A 19,439-nucleotide genomic window follows, 5' to 3' on the forward strand; every position below is an offset into this window, starting at 1 on the left:
TGCATGGAGCTGACTGCTACTAATCGGTCGAGGGCATGACCAGAATGATGGTGGACAGGTAATGGATGGAGAGATTTCTTGTATGCAGTTTTGAAGGTACATGTAAGGACCTCTTGCATAGGAAAAGGTGCAAGGGGATATAATAATATGGTGGTCCTCGATAGCTCAGCGGTAGAGCATTCGGCTGTTAACCGAAGGGTCGTTGGTTCAAACCCAACTCGGGGAGTTAAGAAAAACCTGTAAACGTCATCGTTTGCAGGTTTTTTATGTAAAAAGAAAACAGATTATTGTAAGAATTACGACTGAAAGATATAATGATAGTTATAAATTAGAAGTTGTAGAGAGGAATCCATTATGGAAAAATTAGATAATATGTTGAATATCGGGAAAGAAATGAAAGCAAAACTTTTTTCTATTGGGATACGCTCATCGGAGGACTTGATTCGATTAGGTAGTAAAGAGATATTTGTACAATTAAAGGAACGATATCCTAATGTTTGTTTAGTTCACTTATATGCATTACAGGGTGCGATTCTTAATGTTGAATATGATAAACTTCCTGATGAAGTGAAAGTGGATTTAAAGCAATTTAGTGACGGGTTAAAATAATTTAATAGATACGTAAAAATAGAAAAAACATCCATAACTAATTTATTTACAGTTATGATTAACAAACTTCAGACTATGCTTCAATTCATGACCGAGAGTCTGTTGATTATGATTCTTGCATTTGTGCTTTCCTTCGGAGTGGCAAAGAGTGCGATACCAGTAATCAGAGAGAATGTGAAAAGCAGTATCAGCCAGCAGCAGAAGGCAGGCTCGGATGAATCCAGGCAAGCTGCCGCAAGCAATCAGGAACTCCAGTTTGAGATTGGTATTAAACAGTGTCTCTATGTGTTTTTCATGGTCGTGCTTATTACTGGGGGAGCGGTTTTTATCTCACGTTTACCGTATTTCGGCTAAGACCAAAGACTATTTTATCGTCAATGAGTTAGGAGGGGTATTGTATGGCCATTATGCAAGTCAAAGAAGTAACATATTGCTACACGTCGGGCAGACCGGTTTTAAAGGGCGTGAATATGACTTTGGAAGCGGGGAAGGTGTATGTCATTCTGGGACCGTCCGGCTGTGGAAAAACAACGCTGCTCTCGCTCATGGGCGGACTGGATATTCCGTCGAGCGGACAGATTTTGTTTCATAATCAGGATATTGCTCAGATTGGACTGGGAGTGCATCGGCGTAAGGATGTAGCGTTTATTTTTCAGAACTATAATTTAATTGATTATATGACACCGAAGGAAAATGTGGAATTAACAGCAGTATCAGATCCCGTATCTATGCTGAAGCAGGTAGGATTAACCGATATTGAGATGAAACGCAGCGTACTGAAGCTGTCAGGAGGACAGCAGCAACGTGTGGCGATTGCCCGGGCTTTGGCTTCCGAAGCACCGATTATCTTAGCCGATGAGCCGACTGGAAATCTCGACGAGCAAACTTCGGCGGAAATCACCAGATTGCTGAAAGAAAAGGCCAGAAACTTTCATAAATGCGTTGTAATCGTCAGCCACTCTAAAGAGGTTGCTAAACAGTCCGATCAGGTATTTCGCTTATCTGATGGGAAAATCAGTGTATTTAATCAGGAGCAGTACTCGGAAGAGGTATGAGCATGGCCAAGAAGAATACCAATCAGAGGCTGAGAAGTCTGCTGAAGAGATCGGTGGTTCATCGAGTCCATCTTGCCATTATATTATTCCAATCGGATTACTTCTGATATCAGTATGATGAGTACATAAGAGCTATAGATCAGAATTTTTCAAGGAGAAAAATATGAAAAACAAATATCCAACTTCGATACTTTATGGAATAGCTGCTATTATTTTTATAATTCTCGGAATATCTCGGCATGAAGTGATTTGGTTTATACTCGGTTGTGCATGTGTTATTTTTAGCGGAAGTAATGCTGTCAAAAAGAAATAAACACAGGATTGACCAGGCTACGCAAAAAGGTGTTCATGTCGATACGATGAATTTTCCCTGTGTGGTCGGTTAAGCGAAAGCTGTAGAATCAATGAAAAGTAAGAAACAAGAGGCAATATCCATCTGTACTAAATAAGTTTTGCACCTCATAAAAGCGCTTGTCAGGCAGTTGGTCGAATGTTATTCTTTTCATAGGAAGTAGAATTGGAAAGTGAGGCGGACGATATGAAAACGATCAGATTATTGTATCCCGACTATGTGAGCGGGGGATTAGAAACATATTATTTTGGAGCGAACTTATTGGCACATATTCTGCCCGCGAATGACAATCAGCCGACAATCAGAGTAGAAATCGCACCGCCTGACGGAATAGATAAACGTATAACAGAAGGCATCTATGCAAAAGAGGAGGTACTTGCCGGTATTCAGAATGCTATGGAAAAGATTGAAGCAGAAGACCCGGATAAAATCATCACTATCGGCGGTAACTGTATGGTGTCTCAGGCTCCGTTCGATTATCTGCATGGGAAGTACAAGGACACAGGCATTATATGGATTGATGCACACCCAGATGTCTCTACTGTAAGAGACGGCTATCCAAATGCGCATGCTATGGTGCTTGGCTCCTTAATGGGGCATGGTGACAGCGCGCTGGCAGATATGATGAAAAATGAAAAGTTTAAAGCAGATGATATATTGTATGTAGGTCTGCAGGATTTGCATGATTATCAGAGAAAATTCTTGGATGATATGGGCGTGGATTACAAAATCCAGAAAGAAGAGCCTGTTTCTAATGAAGAAATACTTACATTTATAAAAAAATTTTCCCATATATTGGTTCATTTTGACATAGATGTATTGGACGAGCGTCTATTTCACTCTACTTATTTTGCAAACCAGGAGTTAGCCGGAGACGGATCTGGGGGTGGCAGACTGACCATGGAGAATCTGACAAAGATTCTTCATTGCATTGCCGATAATTCTGAAGTGGTTGGATTTACCGTTGCGGAGTATCTTCCATTTGACGAGCATAAGCTTCACAAGATGCTTGCGGGAATTAATATATTTACGGAATAGCAAATATACTCTGCTGGAAATGGGCAGGACGAAAGAAACGTAGATGCAGAATGGAAGGAGGATGCCAATGTATCCAAAGAAAGAAATCGCATTATCTGAGTTAGAAATTGCAGGAAAAATGAATCCCGGACCATGGACGGACCATTCTAAGAATGTCGCAAAAGCGGCCAGTCTGATAGCAGAGCATTGCGAAGGCCTGGATAGCGAAAAAGCTTTTGTATGCGGAATGCTGCATGATATCGGGAGACGAACAGGCATCGCTGCTGTGAGGCATATAATTGACGGTTATGATTATGCAATGTCTAAGGGATGGGATGAAGCCGCGAGAATCTGTCTGACCCATTCTTTTCCAGTTAAGGATATTGGTGCAGATATCGGGAAAAAGGATATTACTGATAGACAGTATGACTTCATCAGGGATTATCTTAACAACCTTGACTATGATGATTACGACAAACTGATTATCCTTAGTGATGCACTTGCAGATGCGAACGGTTTTTGCATTTTAGAAAAAAGGTTTATCGATACGACACGAAGATACGGCATATATCCTTTTTCAATTGAACGCTGGAATAAGACATACGAATATAAGGATTACTTTGAGAAGATGACAGGAAGATCTATCTACATGCTGTTGCCTGATATTGAAAAATGCATCTATTTATAAACATATATGGGTACTGTCCTGACAGCAAGGGGGAATCCGTGTGGGAATTATAAAAAGAGCCTGCCTTTATATCACGAGAAAAAAGGTGAGGACCCTTATCATGTTTGCAATTATTATGAGCATGAGCCTATTCATGCTAGCAGCCATATCAATCCGGTCCGGCGCATCTGAGGCGGCGGATGACATCCGCAAGACTATCTCGACAGGGCTTGTTATGACTATGGCTGAGATTCCCGGTGACCAGGTGTTCAAGCTCGTTCCGGATGATAAAGGAGAGATGGTCCGTACTTTAAAAGTGCCACTGCTCACACGCTCGCATCTTGAGGAGCTTCTGGATATCGATGGGGTGGAAGGGTATTATACGAACCAGGGATTTGAGACAGCCTACACCGGACTGGAGCTTCATCCTGGAGGTTATACGAGCACGCTCGAAGAGGCAGAGAAGCAGGGCCCTGAAAACCAGGCTGGTTGGACGGAGGAAGATATAGCCAGCAATGAAACATATGCACATGCCAATGGGTTCTATATCGTGAATGAGGGAAAGTGGCATCCCTTTTTTACGAATGGGGCCTTGGAATTGACCGCAGGAAGGCATATTGAAGAAGGGGACAGCGCTAAGGCCGTCATATCAGAGGAGATGGCGGAGAGAAACGGGCTGCAGATCGGGGATGAAATAGAAGCGTATAACTTTGATTTTATTAGTGGGGAACGGTATGGGTCTGCTTTTAAAACGGAGGTTGTCGGCCTGTTCAAGATTAATTTCCAGCAGGATCTGTCAAACTGGACATCAGAGGATCAGATACTGGATAATGTCGTCTTCACAGACACATATATGCGCTATTGGGCGCAGTCTGAGTATAATACCTATTATGGGCGTCAGGTGCTTGGCCGTGAGAGCTATGATATATTGGATAACCTAACTCTATATGTAGAGGAACCGAGGATGCTTGGACAGGTGAAAGAAAAGCTTATGGATATGGCTTCCGTAGATTGGAGCTATTATAGCTTTAAGGAATATGACCGTGATTATAAAGCTGCCGCTGGACCGCTGAATAAGCTGGCCAGATTGTCCACAATCCTGGCGGCAGTCATGGCCGTGGGGCTGGGAGTGATCCTGTCGCTGGTTTTGGCCATATGGATGAGGAGCAGGCAGCGGGAGATAGCGGTATTCAGTTCGCTGGGAATCACCAGACGCAAGATATTGGCCCAGATTGTTCTTGAATGCTGTATCATCGCAGCAATCGCATTTGTGGCCGCAGGCATACTTGCAAGACCGATGGCCGCGCTGGCAGATGATGTGGTATCTGGCTCGGTAAACGAAGATATCGGAAATATGCCGTATGAAGTGGAGATCAATGAGGGGTCCGGCAGCATAGCGGTTAATAAGGTGCCTTCCGAACGGATGGCACTGGAGTATCATCTGACACCGGAGGCGGCAGGGGGCGTATTTCTCGTCATACTGGCGGTCATTCTTATCTCTGTCATAGCCTCCTGCCGGCGGATGATCGGCAGGAGGCCGAAGATACTCTGAAAGGAGGGGAAAGCATGGGAGCATGGCGAAGGGCATTTCTGTATCTTACCAGAAAAACGGGAAAAAGTGTCCTCCTCTTCATCACCTTTCTGACTATCATGACGCTTGTGCTGCTGGACTTGGCGGTCAACCGCTCATCAGAAGAAGCTGCCGCCAGGCTGCGGGAAGAGATGGGGGGATATTTTAAGATAGCAGTGGATTATGAGAAGATGAACATCCGGCAGCAGGTGGACCAGACCCTGATAGACAAGGTTATGCAGGCTGGCGGCATCGAATCATACAATGCTATGTGCACCTATTATCTGCCATTGCCGGAACTGACGCTCACACCCGGCAGATTTACGATGGAAGGAGACAGCAAGGCGCAGCAGGCCAGATTCCTGGGCAATACAGACAGCAGCCTGCATGAGTCCTTTGTGCTAGACATCCTGACGCTTGAAGAGGGGCGGCATATTAAGCCGTCGGACAGAGGGAAGGCACTCGTATCCAAGGAGCTGGCCCTGGCAAATGATATCCGGACAGGAGACACGGTATCGGTAGACGTTACAGGGGAGGGCAGCGGAGACGGCAGCCAGACTGGGGCGGATATCACGTTAGAGGTAGCGGGGATCTTCGATGAGATGCAGAAAAGTGACAGAAGCGAAACTACGCCAGAATGCGACCTGCCGGCAAACTTTATCTTTATTGATGAAACGACCGGCATGAGGATTGCAGACATGCTTCAAGGCAGGTCCGATACTGTATTTAACAGTGGTGCCGCCTTTTTTGTGAAAGATCCGAAGGAACTGGAAGCGGTTACGGAACAGGTAAGAGGAATGGAGGGCATCGACTGGAAATCATTAAAAATGTCTGCCAACAATACCGCCTACCAGAAAAGCGTGGAGCCTCTGGAACGGCTGGCCGGCATGACATCCCTTGCCGTATGGCTGATTATAGCTGTCAGCGCTGTTCTTCTTGCTCTGCTGCTGACGCTTTGGGAGCGTGACCGGATACATGAAGCCGGAGTGCTGATGTCTTTCGGCGTCTCGAAGAAGAATATCTTCTGGCAGCATTTACTGGAATGTACGTGCATATTCCTGGCTGCGTACTGCCTGTCTGCCGTAATCGCCCTGCCGCTGTCAGGAAAAGCGGGCGATATGCTCTACGAGAATGCCATGTCCAGGACAGAGGGAGACGAGACGCAGCCCCATGGACATACGTATGATTTGGACTATGCACAACTGGCAGAGGTAGAGGCCCGACCGGACATGGGAATCAGTCCGGCCGCGGCCGCGGTATCCGGACTTGCCGGGATATCCGTAGTTATCGTGTCAGTTGGAGCGTCATTTCTTGTGATAGCAAGGTGCAAACCGCGGGAGCTGCTTACGCTTATGGAGTGATACGAAAGCATATACTTATGAAAGGTCAGTCCTCCATCGTAATGGTAAGCGTTGTGCCGTCGATGTGGATAGGAAGAAAGCTATAGCCGGAGGACTTCAGATCCTCGGGGTTCCAGTGGTCCAGCATCAGATAGAAGGTGCCGTCTTTTTGGAATACATACGTACTCTGTCCGTAGAAAGTCATCCTGCCATCCTTGCCGCAGCACGGGTTGTCGATCAGCTTCCAGCCGGTCTGGATATTGCCGGATATGCCATAGAGGGCGCTGTTGGGATTCCAGCCGGTACAGCCTGAGGTAATCATATAATACAGGCCTTCATGGAAGAAGACGGCGGGCGCTTCCCGCTCCTGTTCGATAAAGGCTTTCGTGCAGACCCCAGTCAGCCCGGTATAATCGTCCGTAAGCTGTGAAATGCGCAATGTCTTGTTCCAATCGGAGCTGTGGATCAGATAAGCAGTATCATCCGTATCCTGAAAAACGGTCAAGTCCCGGCAGTCGGAACGGTTCGGAGTCACACTGTAAAGATAGGCAAAAGGTCCCGTGGGTGAGTCTGAGACAGCGACTCCGGCGCGGGCGGCCGTATAGTCAGCAGTGTCGATATGCATCCACATGACGAATCTCCCGGTCTTTTTGTTGTAGATCACCTTGGGACGCTCGCATACACGGTCCTTGTACAAATCGCTGGATGGATTATCGGAAGCGGGCAGGGCAAGCCCTTCATACTTCCAATCGTGCAGGTCAGAAGAAGAGTAGCAGGAGATGCCGATAAAGTCTACCCGGATATCGCCGGAAGGAGCGACAGAGGTACTGCCGTTCTTATTCTCGCCATACCAGTAATACGTACCGTCATGCTGCAGTATCATTCCTCCATGGGCCTGTATGGAATTTCCGTCGGTGTCATGCCATAGTGTTCTGTTTATATTTGCCATAATAATTATGCCTTCCTTTTCCAGATTTATTGTAATATAAAGTTTTGTTAAGATAGATGCCTTTAAGCTTGATTACTCAGAGTGTAATAACGCGTCTTGAATGGCTGTCATCCAGATCATCACGGTATCTTATGAGGGAAGAAGGGTATATAGCAGGGTTCCCACAATCCCTGAACCGAATATGACAGCGATGGGGCTGATTCTATATCTGCGCAGCAAGAAGAGAGAGACAAGGAACAGCATACACTCTACTATGCGGAAATTGCTGAGTTTTATGCTGGTTAGTGCACTCTGAAACAGGGCCAGAAGCAGGATGGACAGACCGGCGCCTGCAATCATTGCAACTATGGCCGGACGCAGGCCGGACAGAATCCCCTGCATGCCCTTCATGCTCCTATATCTCATGTAAAGGCAGGACAACAGCAGTACGATGATGAACGAAGGGAGGATACATCCTAACGTGCAGATGATAGCTCCTGGAAGACCGGCGACCTGCTGTCCAACAAAAGTGGCGGAGTTGATGGCAATCGGTCCCGGCGTCATCTCGGCGATGGTAATCAAATCAGCAAACTGGCTCAGCTCCATCCAGTGGTGTGTCTCTACAATCTCGTTCTGGATGAGCGGCACAGCCGCATAGCCGCCTCCAAAGCTGAACAGCCCGACCTGGAAGAAGCTTAAGAATAACTGCAGGTAGATCATGGCTGTCCCCCTCCTGTCTTAGTTTTGGAATTATCACGGCGGTCTGCCAGGCAGACCCGGATGAAGCCGACAGCACCGCAGAGGAGAATGATTACAGCAGCGCCTACGTTAAAAAAGTAGGAAGCGATAAAAGCCACTGCCATAAGCCCTATCCAGAGAATACTTTTCGTCTTTATTATATTTCCGGCAAGTGAGAACACGACATCAAAGATTACAGCCGCGACCCCGGCCCGCATCACCTGGAGAGCGACAGCGATGTAGCGATTATCCCTGAACTGGTTATAGAACAATGCTATGACCGAGATGATGACGAGCGGAGGTATGATTGTTGCAACGGTACATACAAAAGCGCCTGCAAATCTTTTCATCCGATACCCTATCACGATAGAAGCATTTACCGCCAGGGCTCCGGGAGCAGACTGTGCAATGGCGGTCATATCCAGCATTTCGTCTTCTGTAATCCAGTGAAGTTCCTCGACAAACTTTTTACGCATCATTGTGATGATGACAAATCCTCCGCCAAAGGTACAGGCACTTATAATCAGATTGGTAAAGAATAATTTGCGATATATATAGATACTGCTGAGATTATCTGCCATTTTGCAGCCTCCTTCTCCTTAGATTTTCCATGTCAGTAACTGGCTGCGAGGGATATCCGCAGCTCTTCCTATGGAATGCGGTCGAAGCTTATAAAGCTTCTGATATCATATCAAATTTTATGGAAAAACTCTACGGGTAAAAACAAAGTGAGTAAATTTGAGTGGAAAGAGTGTGTTGTAAAGGCGCTCATCGTCTCAACAGTTGTTATTTTTTATCAGATTCTGCCGAAATATATAATAAGGTCTCATAATAAATCGGAGGAATCTAAGATGAAAAAGGCAATGAAACAATCTACATTAATATTGATTTTGAATGCGGTTACCGGAGCGGCTCTTTTATTTATGGTCTTCTCACTTTTCGCATACAGCAATATCAACAGCAGAATTAATAAGGCAAATGCGGACCGGTTCGAGCTGACCTACAATGCAAATCGTTTCATGAACGGCTCCTCATATCTGACCAATGAAGTAAGGGCGTATGCGGCTACGGCTGACCAGGAACATTATGACAATTATTGGAATGAAATTAATGAGCTGAAGAACCGGGATATTGGTGTTGCTAATCTGAAGAAAATAGGAATTACAGGAGGGGAGCAAAAGCTGATTGATGAAATGTCGCAGCTTTCCAATACACTCGTGCCTCTGGAAGAGGAAGCGATGGATAATGTAATGGAGGGGGACCGGGAAGCGGCTGTCCAATATGTATATGGCGAAGAATACTCGTCCTCGATAGCAAAGATCAATGAGCTGAAGTCGACTTTCCTAAAGACGCTGGATGAGCGGGCGGTCGAGGAAGTGAACGGGCTGATAGGAACGTCCAAGATAATTCTGGTCTGCCTGATTCTATCGGTTGTACTTATCGCTGTCATGCAGGTACTTACAAGCTATTTTACAAGAAAGCGGATTATCAGGCCTATTGTAGAGATCCAGAATGAGATGGGAGAGATTGCGAACGGAAACCTGTCCGATGAATTTGCGCTGGAAGCGGATACATCAGAGCTTGGAAGGCTTACGGAAGCGATACATACGACGAAGCGGGAGCTGAAAAAATATATCAGCGATATTGACGCCAAGCTTGCTCAGATGGCAAAGGGCAATATGAATCTGGAAATCGGCGATGACTACCGGGGTGAATTTCTACCGATACAAAGAGCTATGCGCACCATTCTGGAAGCACTCAATCTGGCATTGTCAGAGATTAATGAGGCGGCCGACCAGGTAGCAGCCGGATCCGAACAGGTGGCGACAAGCGCTCAGGTGTTGGCAAGTGGTTCTACACAGCAGGCATCCACAGTACAGACATTGTCGAACAGTATAGAAGAGCTCGGGGAAAGCCTGAAATCTATGGCATCTAATGCAATAGCAGCGCGCGACTGCTCCGAAAGTGCAGGAAGACAGCTTGAGGTCAGCAATGGAAAGATGGAAGACCTGTCAGGCTCTATCGTCAAGATTGCAGAGGCTTCCGGCCAGATTAACGGCATTATTAAGATGATAGAAGATATTGCGTTCCAGACAAATATTCTGGCATTGAATGCAGCTGTAGAGGCGGCAAGAGCCGGGACAGCCGGCAAGGGTTTTGCTGTCGTGGCCGATGAGGTGCGTAATCTGGCTGCAAAAAGTTCAGAAGCGGCCCGGAACACGACGGTTCTTATTGAGAATATGCTTGATCAGGTGAAGCAGGGCACAGCCCTGACAAATGATACGACGCAGGCGTTGCTCAAAGTCGTGGAAGGGGCGCAGCAGTCGATACAGCTGGTAGAAGAGATCGCTTCTGTATCGAACGGACAGGTGGAGGCGCTTGACCATGTATTGAATGGCATCCGCGAGATATCTGATGTCGTCGAGTCTAATGCCGCCACAGCGGAAGAATCCGCCGCATCCGCCGAGCAATTGAGCAGCCAGGCGGCGAATCTGAAGCAGTCCGCCAGCCGATTCAGGCTGCGAGGCTGATTGTGAGTACAATCTGAGATGAATACAGGCCCGCTTATCTGAGATAGGATACGCGGGCCTGTATACTTTTTATTACGTCTATTGGACTACTGAGGTTCGATAAGGTATAATAGTGCATAGTGACATAAGCTTTCCACTATGAGAAAGTACAGCGGATGCAGACGAGAGGTGTGAGATAAGAATGGACGCCATAGAAAGAAATATATATGCTCTCATTTGCAGCCATGAGGGAATAAGAGCAAAGAATATTGCTAGAATATCAGGGGAATCGAGAAAGACAATCAACCATTACCTATATGGCTCTCCTTATATTAAGGAGCTCTGCTACCAGGATAAAGCTTACCGGTGGCACGGACTGATCCGCCAGAACGTGCCCCATTATGGCATAGAAGATTTCTGCGGGTATTATAGCTGGGCCGGGGAGTTTCTGGACATAGATTATGAAGAGTTCCTGGAAAGATTAAAGAAGGGCTGCAGACACATTGGACGGAATCTGAATGACACGAGGGGGCTGTTTCATTCATTTGAAGATACATACAGTACCATGCAGAATATGTTCGGCGGCCTGATAGAAGATGGAGTGGAACGTTCAATATGGGACAGGTGGGAAATCCTGTTTGAACTTCGTATAAAACGGTCCAGGAGCATACGCATATATGCAGATGTCATCCTCGTGACTGATGATAAGGTATTTTCGCTTGAATTTAAGATGAAAGATGTAATTTCAATCGAGGAGCTTGAGCAGGCAGCTAAATACAGTGAATATCTGGAAGTGCTGTTCGGGCCGCGGTATGATGTGATACCGGCCCTTGTCCTGACGGCAGGCGCGAATATATATGAAGATGGCCAGCTGGCGGATACTTCTGCGATGGTGCCCGTATGCTCCGGTGACCGGCTGCACTGTCTGATTAAAGACTACTGTGGCATACTATAAGGCTGGTATGATACGATATTAACAGTAATTAATGCCTCGCGTGATAAGCGGACAAAATCTGGCAGGAATTATCGGGAGGCCGGTCAGAAGATTTGGTACTATAGCAGTGCAGAGAGGAGAAAGAGTGATGAATTGGATAGACAGTCTCGGTGATGCAATCAGTTATATCGAAGATAATCTTACGGAAGAGCTAACGATGGAGGATATTGCACGTACAGCCAATATTTCCAGCTTTTATTTCCAGAAGTCATTTGGCCTTCTCTGTGGGTTTACAGTCGGCGAATATATCAGGAAACGCCGTCTTGCGTGTGCGGGAAGCGACGTTGCTGCCACAAGCGAAAAGATTATTGACATTGCGTTGAAGTATGGCTATGATTCTCCGGACAGCTTTACGAAAGCGTTTACCCGTTTTCACGGTTCGACCCCGTCTGCGGTAAGAAAGAGCGGTGCTATGATAAGGTCATTTGCCCCGCTGAAACTCAAATTTTCATTGGAAGGCGGTACGATTATGGATTACAAGATTGTAGAAAAAGAAGCATTCACGATTTTGGGAAATGCCAGAACATTCAGCTACGAGAAAGCAGTGGAGAAGATTCCGGCGTTCTGGACAGAGCATTACGAAACAGGAAAAGGGGAAAAGATATGCGGAAAATACGGCGTGAATATCGACGAAAGTATGGGATCAGACGAATTTGAATATCTGATTGCTGACGACTGTGAGGCGGACGCCGATGTACCGGAAGGGCTCTGTAAGGTGACCATTCCGAAGTTTACATGGGCAGTATTCCCGAGCAAGGGCGCCATGCCCCAGGCGTTACAGGAGGTTACGAAGAAGATTTTTTCCGAGTGGCTTCCAAACTGTAAAGAGTATGATATTGCAGCAGGGTACAGTATCGAGATGTATACGGATATCCGGGACTATGCCAAAGGAAATCAGGATGAAAATTACTACAGTGAAGTGTGGATACCGGTAAAGACAAAATAATACCATAATGGCTCCTGGTAATCTGAGGATGGATATAATACCGGGGATATCTAAGAAGATGTCCCCGGTCTTTATATTAGCCTTATTTTAGGAAGAGGTATGGAAGGAGACGATGAGTTTCAAGAGCCTTCTGTTGCCAGATCTATAATCGGCATATTATTTATGGCCATTATCATCGCTGTCATTGTAATTGGAATCATAGTAGCAGCATTTGGAACTTGGGGGAAGATATGAAAAACCATATAAAGAAGCTAAGAAAGGCAAAAGCGATTGAAAATGACAAATACAATCCTACGTTGGAATCAGCGATAAAGCTTGCAAAGCTGCTTGATACGACTGAGGAAGAACTGTTTATGCCAGATACATAGAGAGCTCTTCTGAACAGCATAATAAGAGCAGTTGTATTCAATAAGAGAAGATGCTAGAATTAACATAGCTGGGACGGTATATATTATAAAGGAGGCTGCTATGGATAAATTCAAATGTAATGGAGCGGAAGCAGGCATAGTGTTAGGGTTCTTCGCGGCACTATTATTTGATAACACGTTGCTTATACTATTAGGTATTATCATAGGTTCTCTATATGACAAAAGGGGCAAATTAATTTAAAAAATATTCAAAAGGTCTTGCATTTGAGCCGGGTATATGATATTATAATTTTCGGTCACTCCATGAGACAGGCCGTATATATCAGCAATCTGGCCCCGTGGTCAAGCGGTTAAGACATCGCCCTTTCACGGCGGTAACACGGGTTCGATTCCCGTCGGGGTCATTGAGGTGTGCCGTTGTGGCTCAATTGGCAGAGCAGCTGATTTGTAATCAGCAGGTTACCGGTTCAAGTCCGGTCAACGGCTTAGTCCTATAAGGGACTTTTTAAGTTTGGACCCTTAGCTCAGCTGGTTAGAGCAATCGGCTCATAACCGATCGGTCCTGGGTTCGAGTCCCCGAGGGTCCATTGCAGCGTCACAGCACTCAATCCGGAAGTATCTGGATAAGTGCTGCGGCTTGCTTTTTTCAAAAGGCTTCTTTTGAAGCGGTGTAGTTCATAGCATTTATAAGGCCCAGTGGCTCAGTTGGTTAGAGCGCCGCCCTGTCACGGCGGAGGTCGAGAGTTCGAGTCTCTTCTGGGTCGCTGTATGGGATCTTAGCTCAGCTGGGAGAGCATCTGCCTTACAAGCAGAGGGTCATAGGTTCGAGCCCTATAGGTCCCATTTTGCAGTAGATATGTACTGCAAAGTTCTAATTATATGTCTGCATAATGTGATGCGGTGCTATGCACCGATGCACACGGCCCTCAGGGGCTGGCGCAGGAAATGCCGCAGTGGCGGAACTGGCAGACGCACAGGACTTAAAATCCTGCGGGACTAATCTCCCGTACCGGTTCGATTCCGGTCTGCGGCATTGTAAAACCGACGTGTTTACGTCGGTATTTTGTTTTCATGTAATATTTCGTGTTGCATCAGTATTATTCGCTGATGGTTTTTTTAGTGCTTATAATTAGGCGGTTAAATTGGATTTTAAGGGGGATTTGACAAGCTTAAAGAGGAGCCTGCGGTTCCCTTTGTTCCAACAGCTTGAGATGGCTGTGTGAATGCAGTGCTCAACGTTATCCCTTGATGTGCCGAAGTGGCTTGCGACATCCACGTATAGCGACTTGTAGACAGAGAGCAGATAGTCTTCGCTAGCCAGACAGAGCTGCAGAGCGTAGAGGAGGAAGTGGAACCCTCTAAGATTAGAGCGTATCCCGAGTTTTAGCAACAAAAGTCTTACCTTGTTCATGTCATCTCCTTTTGACCTTACATCTTGATCTTATACAAAACGATGCCAAAAAGAGATAGGCAGATACAAACAGATTAAAAATATATAAAAACGACATAAATCGACGATAACAGAAATGTCACATTGCTGACATTCAAGATATACTTTCCTGATATTAATGATATAATGTGAATATGAAGATTAGAAATTTTTAAGTGGTAAGTCGGATAGAGGAAACGGAAAACAGTTATAATAACGGAGGATTCAGTATATGAAGCATTTCTTTGAAGCACTGGCAAGTGAAGAAAAACATAAAGCACTGCCCGAAGAGTTTGATTATTTCGGAAAACTAATCGGCAGTTGGAACATAGACTATGTAGACAACAGCGATTCCAGTGTCATAAAAGGCGAGTGGCATTTTTCGTGGATTCTTGAAGGAATGGCGATACAGGATGTTATTGTCCTGCCTGGATTTGAGTACGGAACAACGCTTCGTGTCTACAACCCTGGGACATGCGCTTGGGATGTGGCATATGGCTATACAGGAAAGATTATGCGGTTTGAAGCAAGAAAGCAAGGCGATAAGATAGTTCTTACAAACATGGAGGATGAAAGAAGAAAGTGGGTTTTCGTTGAAATTGCAGACGATCATTTTCACTGGCAGGATGTGACTGTAGAAGAGGATGGCAAGTGGCATGCTGATTTTGATCTATATGCCGAGCGTGCCTGATGGTTGTATTGGCTTCTTCTTATGAGATGAATACGTACTTGCTTATCAGAAATTAAGGGAGGATATGTTAATGGCAAAAGAAAAGGGTTCATTCAAAGATTTTCTGTCGGCAGTTGCACCAGAGTATCAAGCATTTGTCGAAAAACTTAATAACAAACTTATGGAACAAGGCTGTGACCTTGTAATCAAGGAAGCAAAAAGCGGTTACACTGCTTCATACAGACTAGAAAATAAAACGGTAATGAACTGGGTATTTAGAAAGTCGGGTGTTTTGGCAAGGATTTATGGTGACAATGCCAGGAAGTATGAGGATATCATCGCTTCTCTGCCTGCTGATATGCAAAAGAAAATGACTGCTTCTCGTGACTGCAAGAGACTTATCGATCCTATGGCCTGCAGCGATACATGCGTGAAAGGTTTTGTCTATGATTTGAATGGCAATACGTATAAAAAATGCCGTAATGACGGAATGTTCTTCCTCCTGACTGATGAATCAGCGGAGCATATAGCTGATTTGGTCTGTGCGGAGGTTGCTGTTCGTAAGTCGGCTCCATAGCGAAAGCCTTATAACCTCTTGCATCAGTGCTTGTGACGATTAGGCAGCTCGCTTCAGGTCAAGGGAATTAGGTAAAATGCTTCACCTCGTGTACATCCCTACCGTATACACGATCATATCCAGCAGCCTCTCATTCAATGCCTTCTCATCCATCTGCGGGTTCTGTAATTTCTGTTCCAGCAATCCTTTCAGGCAGTTCACGATTATATCATTGACCAGTTCCAGATTATCCTCTGTGACACTGGTCTTTTCTTTTGTCATAGGTTCCAGTAGGCGGAGGCATCGTTCTGTGATATTTCTGCCATAAAACATGCTCTCGATTTCCGTGGAATATTCTTCTTTCTCTTCCGGAAACAGCTCATAATAGAGCTTGATGACATCAGTAAGATCTTCACTGTGCTTCCCAAAGAAGAAATTATAGAAGATCTGGGGCTGCGCAAATACAGTCTCTCCAAAAAAGGACCAGATTGCAAGAAAGTTCTCCGGGTAGGATACATTTTTGAGGCTCTGTCTGGCCAGAGCCTTGCTGTACCGTTCAAAATACTTCAGAGAGGCGAGCATGACAAGCTGATCCACGTCTTTGAAGTACAGGTATATAGTTGAATTGTGGAATCCTGCTTTTGCGGCAATCTTCCGTACAGATACCTGATCCGGTCCCTCTGTGTCAATGAGCTCCTGAGCAGCCTCTATAAAACAGACGGCATTAAGCCGCCTGGTAGTATCTTTCATAAAATCCATGATTCCATCCTCTTTATATATGAATTATCGTGTCTGTCGTATGATTTATCTTGTCAATTGTTCACAGTATATCATGAAGGTTTGTGAAAAACAACTATAGAAATTATATATAAGTAACAACATTTTGTGAAAAAACAAACAATCTCTATTGACAATAAGCGCGCTTATAGATATACTGATTATACAAAATGATGAATAAGCGCGCTTATTCATTGGATAACTTGTAGGAAACATATATAGAGAAATGCTATAAGCATGTCTCTGAACAAGGAGGGAAAATATGAAACTAGAGATTGGTAATTTCTATGTGAAGGATATTGTATTTGGAAATGAGCTGTCTTTTAAAGACGGTGTCCTGATCATAGACAAAGCGGCGGCCCTTGATTATATCCGTGAGGATGACAGGATTACGGAGGCGGAGCTTTATATAGCAAGGCCTGGCGATAAGATTCGCATGTGTCCGGTAAAAGAGGCGGTGGAACCGAGGATTCGCCCAGACGGGAGAAGCATCTTTCCGGGGTATACAGGAGATCTTGCGCCGTCAGGTGAAGGAGTTACATATGCGCTTAAAAATGCCAGTGTCATTGTAGTGGGTAAGCACTGGGGAGGCTTTCAGGACGGAATTGTCGATATGAGCGGAGAGGGGCAGAAATATACCCACTTTGGCCAGCTCAACAACATCGTCCTCGTTGCAGATACGAATGAGGACTTTGAGCAAAACGAGCAGCAGAAAAAGAATGACGCTCTTAGAAGGGCCGGGCATCGTCTGGCAGAATATATTGGAAACTGTGTGAAGGAACTGGAGCCTGAAGAGACGGAAAGCTACGAGCTGGAAGCGATGACACGACGCGGCTCTGAGACGGAGAAGCTCCCATCTGTAGTCTATGTGATGCAGCCGCAGTCACAGATGGAAGAGCCTGGATACAACGCTCTCGTGTACGGGTGGGACGCTAACCATATGCTGCCTACGGTCATGCACCCGAATGAGATACTTGACGGGGCGCTGGTATCCGGCAGCTTCATGCCGGTATCCTCCAAATGGTCTACGTATGATATCCAGAACTGCCCTAACATTAAGGCATTATATAGAGAGCACAACAAGACAATCAACTTTCTCGGCATTATTATGTCCAACCTGAATGTCGCCCTGGACCAGAAGGAGAGAGCTGCCCAGTTTGTGGCCCAAATTGCCAGCAGTCTCGGAGCTGAGGGTGCAGTTGTAGCAGAAGAAGGGTACGGCAATCCGGATGCGGACTTCGTGGGATGCATTGCAGCACTGGAGGATGCCGGAATTAAGACGGTAGGGGTAACGAATGAGTGTACCGGGCGTGACGGGCAGTCGCAGCCGCTCGTGACACTGGATGAGAAATGTGACGCCATCGTCTCCTGCGGCAATGTATCCGAACTGATAGAGCTGCCCGCTATGGAGACGGTACTTGGAGAACTAGAGGCGCTGGCAAGAGACGGCCTGTCAGGCGGATGGGCGGATGATGAGATACTAGGGCCTTCTGTCCGCGGCGACGGATCCATCATTATGGAGAATAACTCGATGTTCTGCGGCGACCGGGTGTGCGGATGGTCTCCGAAAACGATGAAAGAATTCTAGTGGAGGTGTGCGATGAAAAAAGCAATTCTATATGTAAATCAGTTTTTTGGTCAGATTGGCGGGGAGGAGCAGGCAGGGACCGCGCCCCAGATACATGAAGGACAGATAGGTCCGGCAATGCAGTTTGCGAAAGGTCTGGATGCCGAGATTACCCATACAATAATCTGCGGGGACAATTACATGGGTTCCAATACGGAGGAAGCGGTCGCTGAGATACTTGGTATGCTGGAAGACAAGGAATTCGGTATATTTCTGGCAGGTCCGGCATTTCAGGCCGGACGATACGGGGTCGCCTGCGGGACGATATGCAAGGCCGTCCAGGAAAAATTTGGCGTCCCGGTTGTGACATCTATGAACGTAGAGAACCCTGGCGTGGAGATGTTCAAGAAAGAAATGTACATATTAGAGGGCGGGAATATTGCGGCAAAGATGCGAAAAGATGTAAGTGCGATGGTCTCGGTTGCCAATAAGCTGATAAACGGGGAGCCGGTAGGAAGTGCAGCGGAAGAAGGCTACTTTCCAAGAGGCATACGGCGCCAGGTGTGGCGTGCGGACGGTAAGCCGGCCAGTGAACGTATGGCTGAGATGCTCGTCAAAAAGTTAAGCGGAGAAGCCTTTGAGACAGAACTTCCTATCCCGAAAATGGACCGTGTTCCAATCGCACCTGCCGTGAAAGACCTGACGCGGGCCAGGATAGCGCTGGTTACTACCGGAGGTATCGTACCGGCAGAGAATCCGGACCGCATCCAGTCCGCATCTGCAACCCGGTGGGGCAGATATGACATAACAGACTCCGCACAGCTATGTAGCGGAGAGTATAAGACGATTCACGCAGGATTCGATCCGACTGCTGCAGATGCAGATCCCAATGTCATCACACCGGTTGATGCATTAAAGGTGCTGGAAAAAGAGGGAGTATATGGAAGTCTGCATCCTTACTTTTATTCGACGGTAGGAACGGGGACGACACAGGCAGAAGCGCAGAGGATGGCCGGCGAAATGATTCCATACCTTGAAGAAGACCATGTAGATGCAGTCATCATGGTCTCCACATGAGGCACCTGTACTCGTTGCGGTGCAACGATGGTAAAAGAATTTGAAAAAGCAGGATTTCCAATCGTGCAGATGTGTAACCTGATACCAGTGGCAAAGACTGTCGGGGCCAACAGAATCGTACCAACTATCTCAATTCCGTATCCGCTTGGAGATCCGGGCACTTCCAGGGAGGACCAATGGAAGCTCCGGTACCACAGGACAAAAGTGGCCCTTGAGAGTCTTGCGACAGATATCAAAGAACAGACCGTATTCCGGGTATAGGAAGTGAT

General features: G+C 46.2%; 22 protein-coding genes and 7 tRNA genes. 24 read left to right on the forward strand and 5 right to left on the reverse strand.

Going from position 1 to position 19,439, the window contains the following annotated elements; translation table 11 throughout:
- Positions 1-154 precede the first annotated feature (154 nt).
- The 8 genes from HJV72_RS01270 (at position 155) to HJV72_RS01305 (ending at position 6,631) form a co-directional block, all read left to right on the forward strand.
- A tRNA-Asn gene (locus HJV72_RS01270) sits at positions 155-226 on the forward strand.
- A gap of 128 nt (positions 227-354) precedes the next feature.
- Positions 355-609: a TfoX/Sxy family DNA transformation protein gene (locus tag HJV72_RS01275; protein ID WP_208068053.1), complete on the forward strand. Its 255-nt coding sequence runs from the start codon at positions 355-357 to the stop codon at positions 607-609.
- Between the two features lie 54 nt (positions 610-663).
- Positions 664-963 carry an FtsX-like permease family protein gene (locus HJV72_RS01280; protein WP_256435900.1) on the forward strand — a complete coding sequence of 100 codons (300 nt, stop codon included), beginning with the start codon at positions 664-666 and terminating at the stop codon, positions 961-963.
- A 44-nt stretch (positions 964-1,007) separates the two neighbouring features.
- A complete protein-coding gene (locus HJV72_RS01285; RefSeq protein WP_208068058.1) occupies positions 1,008-1,664 on the forward strand; it encodes an ABC transporter ATP-binding protein in 657 nt (218 codons plus the stop codon).
- Between the two features lie 538 nt (positions 1,665-2,202).
- Positions 2,203-3,054 (forward strand): arginase family protein, encoded by an 852-nt coding sequence (locus tag HJV72_RS01290; protein WP_208068060.1) that lies wholly within the window; start codon positions 2,203-2,205, stop codon positions 3,052-3,054.
- A gap of 67 nt (positions 3,055-3,121) precedes the next feature.
- On the forward strand, positions 3,122-3,721 hold the full coding sequence (locus HJV72_RS01295) for an HDOD domain-containing protein (RefSeq protein ID WP_208068062.1): 600 nt from the start codon (positions 3,122-3,124) through the stop codon (positions 3,719-3,721).
- A 40-nt stretch (positions 3,722-3,761) separates the two neighbouring features.
- The gene (locus HJV72_RS20100) at positions 3,762-5,252 is read left to right on the forward strand and encodes an ABC transporter permease (protein ID WP_208068064.1); all 1,491 of its coding nucleotides are present in this window, start codon (positions 3,762-3,764) and stop codon (positions 5,250-5,252) included.
- 14 nt (positions 5,253-5,266) lie between these two features.
- Positions 5,267-6,631, forward strand: coding sequence for an ABC transporter permease (locus HJV72_RS01305; RefSeq protein WP_208068066.1), 1,365 nt, complete (start codon positions 5,267-5,269; stop codon positions 6,629-6,631).
- Between the two features lie 25 nt (positions 6,632-6,656).
- Here HJV72_RS01305 and HJV72_RS01310 read toward each other — a convergent pair whose 3' ends face one another.
- The 3 genes from HJV72_RS01310 to HJV72_RS01320 form a co-directional block, all read right to left on the reverse strand.
- Positions 6,657-7,559, reverse strand: a complete 903-nt coding sequence (locus HJV72_RS01310) for a glycoside hydrolase family 43 protein (protein WP_208068067.1) — start codon at positions 7,557-7,559, stop codon at positions 6,657-6,659.
- A gap of 129 nt (positions 7,560-7,688) precedes the next feature.
- Positions 7,689-8,258, reverse strand: a complete 570-nt coding sequence (locus HJV72_RS01315; RefSeq protein ID WP_208068069.1) for a chromate transporter — start codon at positions 8,256-8,258, stop codon at positions 7,689-7,691.
- Positions 8,255-8,857 carry a chromate transporter gene (locus tag HJV72_RS01320; protein ID WP_208068072.1) on the reverse strand — a complete coding sequence of 201 codons (603 nt, stop codon included), beginning with the start codon at positions 8,855-8,857 and terminating at the stop codon, positions 8,255-8,257. The genes HJV72_RS01315 and HJV72_RS01320 overlap by 4 nt, the downstream gene beginning before the upstream one ends.
- 270 nt (positions 8,858-9,127) lie before the next feature.
- Here HJV72_RS01320 and HJV72_RS01325 point away from each other — a divergent pair, with 270 nt between their 5' ends.
- The 12 genes from HJV72_RS01325 (at position 9,128) to HJV72_RS01375 (ending at position 14,127) form a co-directional block, all read left to right on the forward strand.
- Positions 9,128-10,807 (forward strand): methyl-accepting chemotaxis protein, encoded by a 1,680-nt coding sequence (locus tag HJV72_RS01325; RefSeq protein ID WP_208068074.1) that lies wholly within the window; start codon positions 9,128-9,130, stop codon positions 10,805-10,807.
- A gap of 181 nt (positions 10,808-10,988) precedes the next feature.
- Positions 10,989-11,741, forward strand: coding sequence for a helix-turn-helix domain containing protein (locus tag HJV72_RS01330; RefSeq protein WP_208068076.1), 753 nt, complete (start codon positions 10,989-10,991; stop codon positions 11,739-11,741).
- Between the two features lie 127 nt (positions 11,742-11,868).
- Positions 11,869-12,726, forward strand: coding sequence for an AraC family transcriptional regulator (locus tag HJV72_RS01335; protein WP_208068078.1), 858 nt, complete (start codon positions 11,869-11,871; stop codon positions 12,724-12,726).
- Between the two features lie 99 nt (positions 12,727-12,825).
- Entirely contained in the window at positions 12,826-12,960 is a 135-nt protein-coding gene (locus HJV72_RS19950; protein WP_256435901.1) for a hypothetical protein, read from the forward strand.
- On the forward strand, positions 12,957-13,094 hold the full coding sequence (locus HJV72_RS01340; RefSeq protein ID WP_208068080.1) for a helix-turn-helix transcriptional regulator: 138 nt from the start codon (positions 12,957-12,959) through the stop codon (positions 13,092-13,094). Before HJV72_RS19950 ends, HJV72_RS01340 begins: the two co-directional genes overlap by 4 nt.
- 100 nt (positions 13,095-13,194) lie before the next feature.
- On the forward strand, positions 13,195-13,335 hold the full coding sequence (locus HJV72_RS01345; protein ID WP_208068081.1) for a hypothetical protein: 141 nt from the start codon (positions 13,195-13,197) through the stop codon (positions 13,333-13,335).
- Positions 13,336-13,426: 91 nt separating this feature from the next.
- Positions 13,427-13,498, forward strand: a tRNA-Glu gene (locus HJV72_RS01350).
- A gap of 9 nt (positions 13,499-13,507) precedes the next feature.
- Positions 13,508-13,580 (forward strand) — tRNA-Thr (locus tag HJV72_RS01355).
- Between the two features lie 27 nt (positions 13,581-13,607).
- A tRNA-Ile gene (locus tag HJV72_RS01360) sits at positions 13,608-13,681 on the forward strand.
- A 103-nt stretch (positions 13,682-13,784) separates the two neighbouring features.
- A tRNA-Asp gene (locus HJV72_RS01365) sits at positions 13,785-13,858 on the forward strand.
- 6 nt (positions 13,859-13,864) lie between these two features.
- A tRNA-Val gene (locus HJV72_RS01370) sits at positions 13,865-13,937 on the forward strand.
- A gap of 104 nt (positions 13,938-14,041) precedes the next feature.
- Positions 14,042-14,127: transfer RNA gene (locus HJV72_RS01375), tRNA-Leu, on the forward strand.
- A gap of 96 nt (positions 14,128-14,223) precedes the next feature.
- Here the strand turns inward: HJV72_RS01375 and HJV72_RS01380 are convergent.
- Entirely contained in the window at positions 14,224-14,505 is a 282-nt protein-coding gene (locus HJV72_RS01380; protein WP_208068082.1) for a sporulation initiation factor Spo0A C-terminal domain-containing protein, read from the reverse strand.
- Between the two features lie 250 nt (positions 14,506-14,755).
- Here HJV72_RS01380 and HJV72_RS01385 point away from each other — a divergent pair, with 250 nt between their 5' ends.
- Positions 14,756-15,214, forward strand: a complete 459-nt coding sequence (locus HJV72_RS01385) for a hypothetical protein (protein WP_208068083.1) — start codon at positions 14,756-14,758, stop codon at positions 15,212-15,214.
- 70 nt (positions 15,215-15,284) lie between these two features.
- Positions 15,285-15,770, forward strand: coding sequence for a hypothetical protein (locus tag HJV72_RS01390; RefSeq protein ID WP_208068084.1), 486 nt, complete (start codon positions 15,285-15,287; stop codon positions 15,768-15,770).
- A gap of 81 nt (positions 15,771-15,851) precedes the next feature.
- Here the strand turns inward: HJV72_RS01390 and HJV72_RS01395 are convergent, their stop codons facing one another.
- Positions 15,852-16,508, reverse strand: a complete 657-nt coding sequence (locus tag HJV72_RS01395) for a TetR/AcrR family transcriptional regulator (protein ID WP_208068085.1) — start codon at positions 16,506-16,508, stop codon at positions 15,852-15,854.
- A gap of 280 nt (positions 16,509-16,788) precedes the next feature.
- Here HJV72_RS01395 and HJV72_RS01400 point away from each other — a divergent pair, with 280 nt between their 5' ends.
- Both HJV72_RS01400 and grdH read left to right on the forward strand, forming a co-directional pair.
- Positions 16,789-18,114, forward strand: coding sequence for a glycine/sarcosine/betaine reductase component B subunit (locus tag HJV72_RS01400; RefSeq protein ID WP_208068086.1), 1,326 nt, complete (start codon positions 16,789-16,791; stop codon positions 18,112-18,114).
- 12 nt (positions 18,115-18,126) lie between these two features.
- Positions 18,127-19,431 (forward strand): betaine reductase selenoprotein B, encoded by a 1,305-nt coding sequence (grdH, locus tag HJV72_RS01405; RefSeq protein ID WP_208068087.1) that lies wholly within the window; start codon positions 18,127-18,129, stop codon positions 19,429-19,431.
- Positions 19,432-19,439 lie beyond the last annotated feature (8 nt).

Source organism: Extibacter sp. GGCC_0201, assembly GCF_017566055.1.
Taxonomy (GTDB): domain Bacteria; phylum Bacillota; class Clostridia; order Lachnospirales; family Lachnospiraceae; genus Extibacter.

Coding starts and splice junctions, on each gene's coding strand:
- HJV72_RS01275 (WP_208068053.1), top strand. CDS start 355: ATGGAAAAATTAGATAATATGTTGAATATCGGGAAAGAAATGAAAGCA.
- HJV72_RS01280 (WP_256435900.1), top strand. CDS start 664: ATGATTAACAAACTTCAGACTATGCTTCAATTCATGACCGAGAGTCTG.
- HJV72_RS01285 (WP_208068058.1), top strand. CDS start 1,008: ATGGCCATTATGCAAGTCAAAGAAGTAACATATTGCTACACGTCGGGC.
- HJV72_RS01290 (WP_208068060.1), top strand. CDS start 2,203: ATGAAAACGATCAGATTATTGTATCCCGACTATGTGAGCGGGGGATTA.
- HJV72_RS01295 (WP_208068062.1), top strand. CDS start 3,122: ATGTATCCAAAGAAAGAAATCGCATTATCTGAGTTAGAAATTGCAGGA.
- HJV72_RS01305 (WP_208068066.1), top strand. CDS start 5,267: ATGGGAGCATGGCGAAGGGCATTTCTGTATCTTACCAGAAAAACGGGA.
- HJV72_RS01310 (WP_208068067.1), bottom strand. CDS start 7,559: ATGGCAAATATAAACAGAACACTATGGCATGACACCGACGGAAATTCC.
- HJV72_RS01315 (WP_208068069.1), bottom strand. CDS start 8,258: ATGATCTACCTGCAGTTATTCTTAAGCTTCTTCCAGGTCGGGCTGTTC.
- HJV72_RS01320 (WP_208068072.1), bottom strand. CDS start 8,857: ATGGCAGATAATCTCAGCAGTATCTATATATATCGCAAATTATTCTTT.
- HJV72_RS01325 (WP_208068074.1), top strand. CDS start 9,128: ATGAAAAAGGCAATGAAACAATCTACATTAATATTGATTTTGAATGCG.
- HJV72_RS01330 (WP_208068076.1), top strand. CDS start 10,989: ATGGACGCCATAGAAAGAAATATATATGCTCTCATTTGCAGCCATGAG.
- HJV72_RS01335 (WP_208068078.1), top strand. CDS start 11,869: ATGAATTGGATAGACAGTCTCGGTGATGCAATCAGTTATATCGAAGAT.
- HJV72_RS19950 (WP_256435901.1), top strand. CDS start 12,826: ATGGAAGGAGACGATGAGTTTCAAGAGCCTTCTGTTGCCAGATCTATA.
- HJV72_RS01340 (WP_208068080.1), top strand. CDS start 12,957: ATGAAAAACCATATAAAGAAGCTAAGAAAGGCAAAAGCGATTGAAAAT.
- HJV72_RS01345 (WP_208068081.1), top strand. CDS start 13,195: ATGGATAAATTCAAATGTAATGGAGCGGAAGCAGGCATAGTGTTAGGG.
- HJV72_RS01380 (WP_208068082.1), bottom strand. CDS start 14,505: ATGAACAAGGTAAGACTTTTGTTGCTAAAACTCGGGATACGCTCTAAT.
- HJV72_RS01385 (WP_208068083.1), top strand. CDS start 14,756: ATGAAGCATTTCTTTGAAGCACTGGCAAGTGAAGAAAAACATAAAGCA.
- HJV72_RS01390 (WP_208068084.1), top strand. CDS start 15,285: ATGGCAAAAGAAAAGGGTTCATTCAAAGATTTTCTGTCGGCAGTTGCA.
- HJV72_RS01395 (WP_208068085.1), bottom strand. CDS start 16,508: ATGGATTTTATGAAAGATACTACCAGGCGGCTTAATGCCGTCTGTTTT.
- HJV72_RS01400 (WP_208068086.1), top strand. CDS start 16,789: ATGAAACTAGAGATTGGTAATTTCTATGTGAAGGATATTGTATTTGGA.